This is a genomic window from Candidatus Hydrogenedentota bacterium (assembly GCA_019637335.1).
Taxonomy (GTDB): domain Bacteria; phylum Hydrogenedentota; class Hydrogenedentia; order Hydrogenedentales; family JAEUWI01; genus JAEUWI01.
In genome coordinates, this window is record JAHBVV010000028.1 from 12,093 (window position 1) to 25,549 (window position 13,457).

The following is a 13,457-nucleotide window of genomic DNA, read 5'->3' on the forward strand; positions in this document are numbered from 1 at the left end:
CAGGCCGCCCATGGTAGCGCGAAGGCGGCCCGCCGCGCTACTGCCGGTCGGCGGCGATGCGCACCTCGCCCACATACACACCCGCGCCGTGCCCCGCTTCCCTTTCGCCCGTCGCCACATCCACCTGTGAATACCAGCTGATGTAAAAGCGCGGCGCGTCCTCCTCCAGCGATTCCGGAATGGTCAACAGGCCCGGATAGCCGGTGTCGCCGCCACTGGGCAGGACGAGCAACTCGACGAGGTCGTTGTCGCGCAGTTCCCAGAGTTTCGTCACGCTTTTGCCGTCCCGCTGGCCGCGCCCGGCCACGAAGGCGCGGTCTTTCCAGAACGCCATGGCGGGCGAATGCACCATTTCGGAGAGTTCCGCGTCGTTCCAGGTGGCGTGCGCGGCGTCGCTGGTAAAAAGGCGCGCGGGGTTGCTGCCGCCAGTGCGCGATAGCATGGCGAGGGATCCGTCGGGACGCTTCCAGAAGTCGGCCTCGCCGCACATGTGGCTGCGGGTCACGGTGGAGACGAGCTCCCAGTTCAGGCCATCCTCCGAGCGCAGGAGCCGCGTCTCCCGGGCGTCCGGCACGGGGCGCAGCGCGGTGTAGGCGGCGGAGTAGAAGGCGTCGCCCAGGTGGCGGACGCGCCACAGCCACCAGCCCGGTTCATAGAGCCCGGCGACATCGGACCAGGTTTCGCCATCCTCGGTCCAGACCGCGTGGGATCGGACCTTGTTGCGCTGCGGTGGTTTGGCGCCCTCGCCGTGGATGGTGTCCCAGACGCCGAAGTAGACGTAAAGGCGATCGCCCGCCAGCGCGAAATGCGGATCCCGGTCGTCGCCCAGGGTCTTGATCGTTTTCTGGTGGGCCCACGTGCGCATGTCCGGGCTGCGGAGGATGGTCACCGCGCCGTCCATGGAGTTGTGGCTTTGGCCGGTGCGGAAGCAGAGGTAGTAGTGGTCCCGATAGTGGACGAGATCCGTGAAGGCGTGGTGATCCGTTCCGGCGGTGACCTTGCTCCACCACGCGAGCGTGGCGCTGGGGGATTGTGCGTGGAGCGGTTGCGCCAGGAGGGTCATGGCGAGGGTAAGCAGAACGGAGCGCACGTTGGAATTCCTTCTAACGGGGATGGCGGCCGCAGCCCGACCGCGATTCAGGCTGGACAAAGGTACCCTATCGAATCCTTCCGAAGGGGTGCAAGAGCGCGCCGGGTCAGCCGGGGTTACGCCGGTCGAGGAGATTGCCATGAACATCGCGAACGTGGCTCTTGACTATCTTCAGCCCGAAAAGACGGTTTGCCAACTGACTGTCCAGCAACCATCTTGACTACTATTGGCTGGAAGACTCCGCCGGATACTGCCAGGCAGACTCACGCTTGTAGTACCATGACTCTTCTTTGCCCGGAAGGCTCACGTATAGGCGGGAGCACTTCGGGCAGAGCAGAACAGAGCCTGTCAACCGTGCGGAATCCGCTATCAGCGCAAGTCGCGTCTCTCCATCGTCGTTGCAATTCACAACGCGCATTTCTCTCCGGAGAAACTCTTGGTACTCAGGGTTAGCTACTACTAGGTAGGAATCATAGTTCGCTTCGAAGTTCGGTGGCTTGGATACAAACGAAAACCCGCAGGGACAGTACATTTCTAAACCTCCAATTGGTTTGTTGTATCACCGTGGACGCTATTGCTCGGCGAACCCGTGGCAATCCAATCCGCGCCTTCGGCGCGATGCAGGCGAGCCGCCTGCGCTCCCAATGGTCAACTCGCTTGTTGCCAAGGCCGCGCCTGGGGTCGGGAAGGGCTACCCTATCGAATCCTTCCGAAGGGGTGCAAGAGCGCGCCGGGTCAGCCGGGGTTACGCCGGTCGAGGAGGTCCCGGATCAGGGCGATGGCAGCGGGGCCTGTGCCGCAGCAGCCGCCGAAGACGCCGTGGCCGAGGGCGTCCAGGAGGGCCTCGATGTTCGCCGCTTCGAAGGGGTGGGGATAGCGGAGCGCGCCGTCGTGTTGTACGGGCTGCCCGGCGTTGGGCTTGAGCCAGATCGGGCCGGATCCGATGCATCCGCGCATGGTTTCGACCAGGTTCAGCAGCGACGGCGTTGCGGGCGCGCAATTGGCCCCCACCACGGCGGCGCCCGCGTTTATGGCCGCGCCCAGCGCGGTCTCCACGGAATCGCCGCACCAGGTTTCGTATGTGCGTCCGTCCACGGCGCGGAAGGCGAAAGAGCAGACGATTTCTAGCTTGCAGGCGGCGCGCGCGGCTTCCAGGGCGATGGCGGCGTCCCGCGCGCTCGTCATGCTCTCGACGAGGATGAAATCCGCGCCGGCCTCCGCCAGGAGGGCCGCCTGCTCGCGGTACGAAGTAAACAGCGTTGCCTCGGTCACGGACGTATTTCGCGGGTCGCGGGCCGGCCCGATCGATCCGGCAATCAGCGGGGGCGGGCCGTCGGGATTGCCCAGCGCGGCGCCCTCGCGCGCCAGCGCCACACCCCGCATGTTGATTGACTCGCACAGCGTCTCGAGACCGGATGTCGCAAGGCGGGCCCGGCTGGCGCCGAAGGTGTTGGTGGTGAGGATGTCCGCCGAGCGCGCGTAGGCGGCGGCGAGTCGTGCGACTCGACCGGGGTGTTGTACGTTCCAGAGGTCCGCGCACTCGCGCGCGGTATCGAGGCCCTGCGCGATGAAGTTGCTTCCCCAGGCGCCGTCGGCCAGTACGATCCGGGCGCCGCGGAGCCGGTCGAGCAACGCGCTCATGGCCGCCGGGTATTCCGCGCGCTCGGGGGGCGCTTCAGCATGTGATGCCGCGCTTGTTGAGCATTTCTTCGAGGCGATCCAGGTCGTCGGAGGTATCCACGCTGAAACCGCTGAGGAGGGAGTCCTTGCATTGCGTGAGCACGACGCGGATGCGGTAGCCGTGTTCGAGGACGCGGAGCTGCTCCAGTTTCTCGACCTGTTCGAGCGGCGTGGGGGGGAGCTGCGAGAAGAATTCGAGGAATTCGCGGCGGTAGAAGAACATGCCGATGTGTTCGTAGACGCTGTGGGCCTTGTAGCCGCGCGGGAAGGGGATGAGCGATCGCGAGAAGTACATGGCCTCGCTCTTGAGGTTGATGATGACCTTGACCACGTCGGGGTTGTGCAGGTCGGTGGGGCTGGAGACGGCCCGCATCATGGTGGCCATGGGCAGATCGGGATCGGCCAGCAACGGATCCACGCCTTCCTGGATCATGCACGGGTTCATGAACGGGTAATCGCCCTGGATATTGACCACGATGTCGGCATCGATGGATTTGATTGCCTCGGCGAGGCGATCCGTGCCGCTCACGTGGTACGGCGACGTCATGATGACGGATCCGCCGATCCGCTCGACCACCTCGGCGATGCGCTGGTCGTCGGTGGCGACGTAGAGCGCGTCGAGCACATCCGACTTCCGGCACGCCTCGTACACGCGCTGGACCATGGGCTTGCCCAGGATGTCTTCCAGCGCTTTTCCCGGCAGCCGCGTGGAGGCGTACCGGGATGGAATAATACCCACAACTCGTGTCATATCTTCGTCCTCGCCGCTTGCGCGGTTGCCGCGTTGTATTCCGGGGGATATCCCTACGAAGGGTTCTCCCGCTGCCACGAATCGGGAATCGTCGCAACGCAAACGTTTTCGTCACCCAACAGGTGAGACGTGAATATGACCGACTTGCCCGCCCGATCAAACCCCACGTGGGGGTGGGTTCCCGTACCGTAGGTGCGGTGGCCCAGGGTGAGCATTCTTGGACGCGTCGTTTTACCTTCAAAGAGTATAATATCACCATGCCAGTTGTCCGCAACAACCCAGCGACCATCGTCGCTGCCGTCGGCATGCCACCAGTTGTAGCGGGAAAGCTCTTCGGGGGTCGCCCCGGCCCACCAGGCGCCCGCGCCGATAATGCGAACGACGCCGGTTCTGGTGTCGAAAAGCTTCACGTGGGAGTCTTCGGTGGGCGGCGGATTGGTCCCGCCGCAGAAAATGATCTGGTCCTCCACCCACCAGGACTCGTGGGTTACGAGTTCGTCCGCCCACTCCGGATACACGGCTTTCGGGTGGCCGATCCGCGTGTCGACGACCATCAGGCGCGGTTTCCGGCCGGCGTAACTCAGGACGTGGGGGTCGGTGTGGCTCCACTGCACGTGCTGGACGACCGCGGGGGACTCGGGCGCGCGGCAGAGTTCCCGGACCGTCCCCGACGCGATGTCGATGGTGAGAATCGCGGGTACCGGCCCGACCTCGCCGTCCTGCACGCCCACGGCGAGCGTTGTGCCGGCGCAGTTCTCCCCCAGCGCGGTGAAGCGTTCGGCCTTCGGGAGGGCGGCGATGTGGCGCTCGCGGGCCCGCACGATTGACGGCGTCGCGGCGGGGTCCTCGGAGACCGTCACCTCGAAATCCAGCCGGATGATGGACGCGTCGCGCAGGGCGTAGAGGCCGTTTCCGGTCAGCGCGGCGGTGGCGCCGCCGAGACCCCCGACGGTGTCGCGGAAGGTGAAGAGTTCGCCCGTCGCGGTGAGGTAGCCCATGAGCCCGCCATTCTCGCGGCCGGAATAGAACAAGATTATCGAGCCATCCGCTGTCCACGCGTATTCGTGGAAGTACAGGTTGGTGTCGCTCCCGGGATCGGTGGTGAGGAAGGTCAGCGTCGCGCCGGTTTTGGGGTCTTCGATGACTTTGTGTTCGGCGGGGAACATCGTCAGCGTGTGTACGGGCGGATCGGCGTTTGCGGTGAGGGTGAAGAGCGCGAGTAACACGAAATGCGGAAGGAGTTGAACTGCGGGTGGCATGGGTACTTCCTTTACGCCGCCGGAAAAAGGTCGGAGGGACACGCGTCAGTTTGCGCGGATGCGCGGCGTGATTGCAAGGCGGGGAGCGATTCTTGCGGGTACAGCCACCGGCTGGTTTGTGGCCTGGGTTCCAGTGTCGGGCACACTTGCCAGCCGGAAGCGGAGCGCTGGCGTTTTTTTGCGGGTACAGCCACCGGCTGGTTTGTGGCCTGGGTTCCAGTGTCGGGCACACTTGCCAGCCGGATGCAGTCCCCTGGCGCACACTTGCCAGCCGGATGCAGTCCCCTGGCGCGCTGGCCGGAGGCAGACCTTCGCGGTTGCGCTACGCTTCGGAGCGGGGGCGTTTGGCGGGCTTGTCGAGTTCGACGTGGGCGTGGAAGCGTTGGATGCCGCCGTCGGACGTGTGGCTCTCGCGCTGGTAGCGGTAGCCGGGGCCGTCGGGGTCGCACAGATCGCCGAGGGCCTCTCGCGGCAGGATGAGCATGATATAGCCCGGCTCGATCAGGCAGCCTTCCGCGCCGCCTTCGCCGTCCACCACGATGGCGTAGATGAACTCGCCCTCGATATGGCCTCCGTCGGGGCTGAAGAGTTGGGTGGCCGCCTCCACGCGGCCGCGGTCGCGAAGGCGGTCGAGTTCTTCGGGGGTAATGCGGAAGCGGATAGCGTTATTTTCGATGCGCAGCTTCATTCGCGCGGGGCCTCTTCGGCGAGCGGGATAACGCGCACGCGGGCGTTGTAATCGGGGACGCCGGCTTCCCGCGCGGTGCGTGTGCGGTCGAGGAGCGTGTTTCCTTCGGGCCAGTGGACTTGCAGGTTGCGCGGTTGCACGGGGGCCGGGAACACGCGCCCCTCGAACGCGCCGAAGGCGTTCTCCAGGCGGACCCGATCGCCCCGGGCCAGGCCGAGCGCCGCCGCGTCGCGCGGATTCATCAGCACGGCCTCTCGTTCGGCGCCCGTGATGTAGTCCCTGTTCGCGTGGAGCATGCTGTTGAACTGCTTGCCGCGGCGGGTGGTCAGGGCGAACTCGCCTTCGGGGATTGCGGTCTCCTCCGGCGCGATCGCGAAGAAATGCGCTTTCCCGTCCGGCGTGTCGAACTTCCAGTCCGCGCACAGGTGGGGCCCGCCGTACTGGAACTGGTCCCCCTTCTTCCTGAGGTGCTGGATCCCGCCGTAAAACGGGACGATTTGCGCGATTTCGGCGCGCACCGACGCGGTATCGGGGAAAGAGAGGGCCGCGCCGTGCTCGGGGCGTACGCGCCGCGCCAGATCGGGGAAGACCTCCCATTCCGGGCGCGCCTCGCCGATACGCCGCCCGGGGATCTCCGGGCTGAAGATAATGCGCCGCTCGGTGCTGGTCTCCGTGACGCCGCCGGGTGTCTCGTAACGCGTGGCGGCGGGGAGGAGAATGGTTTCCTCGGCGGCGTCGAGCAGCATCTGCGGCGAGAGGACGATATCCATGTGCACGCGCATGGGGATCTTCTGTAGCGCCTGTTCCACGAAGGGCGGGTCCGGGAGCACTTCGAGGAAGTTCCCGCCCGCCGAAAACAGGACATCGAGATCGCCGCGATCGGCCGCCTCGATCATCTGCACGGCGCTGAGGCCGGGGGCGCCGGGGACCGGAAAGCCCCACTGCGCGGCCAGGGCGGCGGCGTTTTCCGCGTTGACAGGGAGCCCGCCGGGCAGGGCGGTGGCGTACGCGCCCATTTCGGCGCCGCCCTGCACGCCGGAATGGCCGCGAATCGGCATGAGTCCGCAGCCTTCGCGCCCGACGAAGCCCTTTGTCAGGGCCAGGTTGACGATGGCGCGCACGTTGTCGACGCCCTGCACGTGTTGCGTGATGCCCATGCTCCAGACGAAGACCGCGCGTTTCGCCTCGTTTATCATGATGGCGAAGGCCAGCATTTCTTCGCGGGTTGTGCCGCTGAGGGCTTCGAGGTCGTCCCAGGATTGGGCTTCGAGCCCGGTCCGCAGATCCGCGACGCCGTCGGTGTGGGAGGCGATGAACTCCAGGTCCACCCATTCGTTCTGGAACAGATGTTTCAGCACGCCGTTGATAAACGCCACATCCGAGCCGGCATTGACCAGGAAGAATCGGTCGGCGATCCGGGTGCCGAAGAGCGCGCTTTCGGGTACGGAGGGTATCCAGTAGCGCGCCATGCCCGGTTCTTCGTAGTTGTTCACGACGGCCACTTTGGCGCCGTTTTTCTTGGCGTAATGGATGTATTTCGTGGCCACGGGCTGGTTGTTGGCCATGTTCGACCCGAAGAACACGATCAGGTCGCTTTTCATCCAGTCCGCGTAGGAGCACGTCGTGGCGCCCGCGCCGATGGTCGACTTGAGGGCCGCCGTGCTCGGGCTGTGGCAGATGCGCGCGGCGTTGTCGATATTCGCCGAGCCCATCGCCCGCACGGATTTCTGGGCGGTGTAGTAGGTTTCATTGGGGATGCCGCGGCTGGTCAGGTAGGCGCCGAAGCGGTCCGGACTGGACTGGCGGATGCGCGCCGCGACGCGATCGAGGGCCTCGTCCCAGGTGATGCGGCGGAAGCCTGCTTCGCCCCGCGCGCGAATCATGGGGTAGGGGAGGCGCCCCAGGTCGCGGAGATCGGCGCTCTTCATGCCCTGTAGCGACGTGATATCCGCGAGGCGGCCCGTGTCCAGCGCGGGCATGGTGTTCAGGCGGAGGAGGCGCAGCCGGATATTGCAGAGATGCACGCCGTCCAGGGTCCAGTCGTGCAGCCCGCTCGTGCCGAGGGCGCACCCGTCGCACACGCCATCCCGCAGGATGCGCCAGGCGTAGGCGGCCTCGTCCTTGTTTTCCCAGGCGGCGCGGAAGACCTCGTGGAAGTTGTTCGGCCCCTGCTGGCCGAGGCCAAAGGGGACCAGGCTCGCCCAGTTTGCGGGCGTCCAGCGCTTGTTCTGGCGGAATGGATTCGACATGGGAAAGAGTGTAGCACAGTGTTCGGGCTGTGGCGCACGGCCGGAATTTAGCCGAGCGAAGTACAGTGCCCAAACCAGAGCGACTTGCTGAATATAGGCTACGTGCAACTATGGAGCGCCGGCGGCCCGCCGGCAGATTGCGCCGCCGGCGCAAGAGAGCGTTCTGGAAATGCTGCCGTTGCAGTAGTAGTCGCGTGTCTCGGGGGGACTTCGGCAACGTGTTCTTGCACCTTCGGCGCCATGCCGGCGAGCCGCCGGCGCTCCATACATTGTTCTTGCACCTTCGGCGCCATGCCGGCGGGCCGCCGGCGCTCCATACATTAGTCTTGCACCTTCGGCGCCATGCCGGCGAGCCGCCGGCGCTCCATACATTAGTCTTGCACCTTCGGCGCCATGCCGGCGAGCCGCGGGCGCTCCATATATAAGTCGATTACCTGGGCCGTTGGTCCTGGCTGTTATGGGGTGCGCCTTTCGGCGCGTTGGACAGCCGGGACGGCTATCCTACATTGACCGCGGATAGGCCAAAGGTTCTTTGTGGTGGAAATCTCTGCGCCCCTGTGGGCACCCTAAAAGAAGCGCCCCGGGCGCCGTGTGTGGCGTCCGGGGCGCGCAGGCGTGGTGTTTTGCTTACTGGAAGTTCAACTGGGTGTAAACCAGGACGTGCGCAATGACGGTGAAGCGGGTGTCCTCGGTCGGGGCGGCGTCGCTGGCCAGGCGCAGCGTGGGCACGCCGCATTCGTCCTGGTTGAGGTCGTTGAGCAGGTCGAGGGGCGTTTCCGCGACGAGCTCGAAGCCTTCACCGAGGCCGTTGGCGTCCGAGACGGCGCCCAGGTCGATCGGATCGCTGCTCGGTCCGATGACGGTCAAGTCGGCGGCGGCCATGGTGTAGGCGCTGAAATCGCCTTCGGTGGCGATGAACTCCAGCGATTCGAGTTCGACCGAAGGGATGTCCACCAGCGCGGCGATATCGGCACCGCCGAAGGTGGTAAGCAGTTCATCGAGGCGCTCCTCGCTGAAGAGGTCGCAGAACAGTGTGAGCGCGACATCGACATTGCCGCCGTCCTGCTCCGCGGCAATGATCTCGGCGTCGGTCACGATGGTGATGGCCACGGGAATGGGGGGCAGCGCCAGTCCGGTGCATCCGGAGAGTCCGGAGAAGCAAAGGGCGGCGAGTCCCAGGCTAAGGCCCAGTGCGCGCGCGGCGCGCGGAATTGCGGAATACGGCATGAGATTGGGTTCCTTGGGGTTGTTGATGGCTGGCCACAGTTACCCTACTGTACCCGAGAATTCGGCCCGCATTACAGATCGGAATCGGCTCAACCCGCCTTGAAGGTTGACAGCACCTTCCACATGGTCTTATCCCAGCGGAAGCGGGCCGCGATCTGCTGCCCGGTGTGGATGCGTTTGTTTCGGGCGTGCCCGCCCTCGGCCAGGATGCGCTTCATGGATTGGAAATAGGCGTCGAGGCTTTCGCCGTTGAAGTAGATCGGCGCGTCGCCGGCGTTTTCCATGACGCCGCGCGAACCCGCCGCCAGGACGGGCGCGCCCGCCGCGAGCCCTTCGAGCACGCGCAGGCCGCTGCCGTCGTCCGGGCCGGCGTAGAGTACGAAGTCGGCTTCCCGGTAGAGGCCGCCGAGGTGGTTGTCCGGGCATTGTTCGATGCGGACGACGCGCGGTCCCCACTGCGCGGGTTCCTCGGGCAGGGCGGGGCCGACCACCACGTGCGTCTGGGGGAATTCCTTGATGCGGGCGTCGAGCGCGGCGCGGATCTTATCGAGGAGCGGCGCGGTGAGGGGATCGTAGAGGAAGACGATATAGGGCTTTTCCACAAACGGGGTCGCGGGTTCGGACAGGGCGGTGGAGACGCCCGGCGTGGCCACGACAATCTTTTCCATGGAGGCCTCGAAGACCTCCAGGCATCGCCGCCGCACGTGTTCGGACGGCGCGATGATGTGGCGGGCCTGGGCGCAGGCCTTCTTGATGGTCTTGATGCCCGGCGCGGCGGGATTCCGGTCCCAGGGGAATAGATCGAGCGCGAGGAGCACCTGCGGGACGGCCTGGCCGGTGTAGGGGGTCTGGATCGCGGAAAGCAGGAGGTCGATCTTGTGTTCGGCGATCGCCGCGTCGAGGTTTGCGCCGCCGCGCCGCCAGAGGCCGCCGGGTTTGCATTCGAGCGGGATGGCGGGGAGCTCGGGGAGCCCGGGGGCGCGCCCTTCTTCGTGGAGGCACGAGAACTGGATCGCTTGCTTTTCCTTGCGGATGCACGCGAGCACCCGCGCCAGGTACCGATGGGCGTGGTGCGGGAAGGGGTGCGGGTCAAGCGGGAGCGTGTTTATTCCAATGTGCATAATCGGGGGTACAGCCGTTCATGACGCGTAGCGTCACCCGTTAAGGATGAAATACTGCTCCTGACTGTTGGCGATCTTCTGGAGTCTCGCACGCTCAAGCCTTCGCGGCGGAGCCGCGGAGCTTGAACGTGGCACCCATGGCTCCCTTTGAAATATCGGAGCAGGTACTCCAGGGGCCGCCGGGCGGCGCGGAAGACGCCCTGCCGGCGGGCGCCACGCGCGGTATACTACACCATCCCGCGCGCGAATTCACTGTAAGGCGCGGGTGGTTCTGGAACCGCCCGGGGGCCGCATGGTAAGATGGGGGGCCAAGTGGGCCGGGCCGCTCCCGTCGCGGCCCTCGCGCGCATCCCGGTACGTCACCCCGATCCCCACCGTGTGCGGGGTGTGCCGGTGGCGCGCGCCGGCCCGCCAATCGCCCCGAGGAATGGATTGTCCATGAACCAGCTCGACCAGCTTGAATCCAAGAGCGTTCACATTTTGCGCGAGGCCTACCGCGAGTTCAAGAGCCTGTGCATGCTGTGGTCCATCGGCAAGGACAGCACGGTTATGCTCTGGCTTGCGCGTAAGGCCTTTTTCGGTCACTGCCCGCTGCCCCTGGTGCACATTGACACCTCCTATAAGATCCCCGAGATGATCGCGTACCGCGACCGGCTTGCGCTGGAGTGGAATCTGAACATGATCGTGGGGCAGAACAAGGAGGCCCTCGCGGCGGGAATGACCTTTCCCGAGGGCAAGATCACCCGCCTGGAATGCTGCAAGGCCCTCAAGAGCGAGGCGCTCAAGCACACGCTTTCGGGCGACTGGCCCCGGATGCGCCTGAACCACAGTACGGGCCAGTACGAGGTGGACACGAACACGGAGCCCTTCACCGGGGTGATCGTGGGCGTGCGATCCGACGAGGAGGGGAGCCGTTCGAAGGAGCGCTATTTCTCCCCGCGCGATCGCCAGAACGACTGGGACGTGGACGACCAGCCGCCCGAACTCTGGAACCAGTACAAGACGGACTTTGCCCCGGGCACGCACGTGCGTATTCACCCGCTGCTCGACTGGACCGAACTGAACCTCTGGGAGTACATCGAGCGGGAGAAGATCCCGGTGGTGGATCTGTACTTTGACCGGGGCGAGGGCACCCGCTACCGCTCCCTGGGCTGCGGGCCGTGCACCGCGTGCGTCCAGTCGACGGCGAGGAACGTGCCGGAAGTGGTCGAGGAGATCCGTAGCGGCAAGTTTGCGAATATCGCGGAGCGATCCGGCCGCGCGCAGGACAAGGATGACGGCGGCGGTCTGGAAACGCTGCGCCGTGAAGGCTATATGTAGGCCGCCCGCGGCCTGGCCGCGTGGCATGGCGGCAGAAGTTTCCATCATCGAAGCCCGAAGGAGTGGCGCAGAACTCCCGCGATATCACCAGCGGTACAGGTAGACGGATGAGCACGATTACGAAGGTCGAAAAAGAGCACATGGACGTGGTGATCGTGGGCCATGTGGACCACGGCAAGAGCACGGTGATCGGCCGGCTGATGGCCGACACGGGATCCCTGCCCGAGGGCAAGCTGGAGCAGGTCAAGGCCATGTGCGCGCGCAACGCGCGCCCCTTTGAATACGCCTTCCTGCTCGACGCGCTGAAGAACGAGCAGGCCCAGGGCATTACGATCGACACCGCGCGGTGCTTCTTCAAGACCGCCAGGCGCCACTACATCATCAATGACGCGCCCGGTCACATCGAGTTCCTGAAGAACATGGTGACGGGGGCCGCGCGCGCCGAGGCCGCGCTGCTGGTCATCGACGCCCACGAAGGGGTCCAGGAAAACAGCAAGCGCCACGGTTACATGGTTTCGATGCTGGGCCTCAAGCAACTCGCCGTGCTGGTGAACAAGATGGACCTGGTGGACTACAGCGAGGCGCGCTTTGAGTCCATCAAGGCCGAATACCTCGCCTTCCTGGAGCAGCTCGGCGTGCATCCGGCGGCCTTTATTCCGGTCAGCGCGCGCGAGGGCGTCAATATCGCCGCCAGCTCGGAAAAAGAGATGCCGTGGTACGACGGGAAGACCGTCCTGGAGCAGGTGGACGCGTTCAATAAGATCCGGGGCGACGAAACCCGGCCCTTCCGGATGCCCGTGCAGGACATTTACAAGTTCACCGCCGCCGGGGATGATCGCAGGATCGTGGCGGGCACGGTGCTCACCGGGATAGTCCGCGCGGGGGACCCGGTCCGCTTTCTGCCCTCGGGCAAGGAGTCGACGGTGAAGACGGTCGAAGCCTTCAACGCGACCGAACGCACGGAGGCCGTTGCGGGCTATGCGACGGGACTGACCCTCACGACGCAGATCTACATCAAGCCCGGCGAGCTCATGGTGCGGGCCGACGAGCCACAGCCGCGGGTCAGCCGGCGCTTTCGCGTCAACATGTTCTGGATGGGCCGCCCGCCCATGGTGAAGGGCAAGCCTTACAAGCTCAAGGTGGGATCCGCCGCGGTTTCGGCCGAACTCGCCGAGATAATCCAGGTGCTGGACGCCTCGGAGCTGACTTCGGTCCAGAACAAGCAACAGGTCGAGCGCCACGATGTCGCCGAGTGCATTCTGGAAACGGTGCGCCCGATTGCCTTCGACTTGCGCAACGAGATCGAGGCGACGGGCCGCGTGGTGATCGTGGACGATTTCGAGATCGCGGGGGCCGGGGTGATTCTGGAGGCGCTTGACGAGTCGGGATCCGTTATGGCGGAGCACATCCGCGCCCGCGAATTCTCCTGGGAACGCGGGCCCGTCACACAGGAGGAGCGGTCCGCCCGGTTTCACAATGTGGGCAAGCTGATCATCCTGCACGGCGTCTACGGGTGCGGCAAGCGCCGCGTGGCGAAGCAACTCGAGCGGCGCCTCTTTGACCGCGGCCACAAGACGTACTATTTCGGTATATCCAACTACTTCGAGGAACTCGACCACGACGTGCGCACGCGCGATCGGGGCCGCGAGGAGCACCTTGAGCGCCTGGGCGATCTTGCGCGCGTGATCACCGACGAAGGCACGCTGCTTATCACCACCGTGACGGACGCCGACGACTACGATCTTGAACGGCTCAAGCTGATGACTTCGCCCAACGAGATCTTTGTCGTCAACCTGGGCGAAAACCCCTTCGACAACTACCCGATCGACGTCGCGTTGCCCTACCGGCCGGATATGGACGAGGCGCTGGACACTATCATCGGGAAGCTGCGGGACAACGGCGTCCTGCACAAGTAGGCGGCGCGCGGGGCTGGCGGGGCGCCGGCTCGTTTGGCGATTGGATGCGGGCCAGCTTTACGGCGCCGGGGGGTTCGGGCGCGGCCCTTTCTTGGTGTACACTGTGGGGTGGGGACCACGGGTTCCATCAGGCCGCGCGTCCCGTTTCGCCTTCGA

Annotated in this window: 10 protein-coding genes; 2 read left to right on the plus strand and 8 right to left on the minus strand. The window is 65.3% G+C overall.

All coding sequences use genetic code 11. The features are described from left to right. Positions 1 to 37: 37 nt before the first annotated feature. The 8 genes from KF886_22050 to KF886_22085 all read right to left on the minus strand — a co-directional run bounded on the left by KF886_22050 (position 38) and on the right by KF886_22085 (position 10,065). Positions 38 to 1,090, minus strand: a complete 1,053-nt coding sequence (locus tag KF886_22050) for an exo-alpha-sialidase (GenBank protein MBX3180042.1) — start codon at positions 1,088 to 1,090, stop codon at positions 38 to 40. Positions 1,091 to 1,825: 735 nt separating this feature from the next. Then, positions 1,826 to 2,731, minus strand: coding sequence for a homocysteine S-methyltransferase family protein (locus tag KF886_22055; protein ID MBX3180043.1), 906 nt, complete (start codon positions 2,729 to 2,731; stop codon positions 1,826 to 1,828). 34 nt (positions 2,732 to 2,765) lie between these two features. Then, on the minus strand, positions 2,766 to 3,521 hold the full coding sequence (kdsB, locus tag KF886_22060; GenBank protein MBX3180044.1) for a 3-deoxy-manno-octulosonate cytidylyltransferase: 756 nt from the start codon (positions 3,519 to 3,521) through the stop codon (positions 2,766 to 2,768). A 53-nt stretch (positions 3,522 to 3,574) separates the two neighbouring features. Then, complete coding sequence (locus KF886_22065; GenBank protein ID MBX3180045.1) at positions 3,575 to 4,780, minus strand: hypothetical protein; 1,206 nt, start codon at positions 4,778 to 4,780, stop codon at positions 3,575 to 3,577. A gap of 322 nt (positions 4,781 to 5,102) precedes the next feature. After that, entirely contained in the window at positions 5,103 to 5,468 is a 366-nt protein-coding gene (locus KF886_22070) for a hypothetical protein (GenBank protein ID MBX3180046.1), read from the minus strand. Next, positions 5,465 to 7,717: an FdhF/YdeP family oxidoreductase gene (locus tag KF886_22075; GenBank protein ID MBX3180047.1), complete on the minus strand. Its 2,253-nt coding sequence runs from the start codon at positions 7,715 to 7,717 to the stop codon at positions 5,465 to 5,467. The genes KF886_22070 and KF886_22075 overlap by 4 nt, the downstream gene beginning before the upstream one ends. Positions 7,718 to 8,344: 627 nt before the next feature. Further along, positions 8,345 to 8,944, minus strand: coding sequence for a hypothetical protein (locus KF886_22080; GenBank protein ID MBX3180048.1), 600 nt, complete (start codon positions 8,942 to 8,944; stop codon positions 8,345 to 8,347). An 89-nt stretch (positions 8,945 to 9,033) separates the two neighbouring features. After that, the gene (locus KF886_22085; GenBank protein MBX3180049.1) at positions 9,034 to 10,065 is read right to left on the minus strand and encodes a hypothetical protein; all 1,032 of its coding nucleotides are present in this window, start codon (positions 10,063 to 10,065) and stop codon (positions 9,034 to 9,036) included. A 438-nt stretch (positions 10,066 to 10,503) separates the two neighbouring features. Here KF886_22085 and KF886_22090 point away from each other — a divergent pair, with 438 nt between their 5' ends. Together KF886_22090 and KF886_22095 are read left to right on the plus strand one after the other, a co-directional pair. Beyond that, on the plus strand, positions 10,504 to 11,385 hold the full coding sequence (locus KF886_22090; protein MBX3180050.1) for a sulfate adenylyltransferase subunit 2: 882 nt from the start codon (positions 10,504 to 10,506) through the stop codon (positions 11,383 to 11,385). 107 nt (positions 11,386 to 11,492) lie between these two features. Next, complete coding sequence (locus KF886_22095; GenBank protein MBX3180051.1) at positions 11,493 to 13,301, plus strand: adenylyl-sulfate kinase; 1,809 nt, start codon at positions 11,493 to 11,495, stop codon at positions 13,299 to 13,301. Positions 13,302 to 13,457 lie beyond the last annotated feature (156 nt).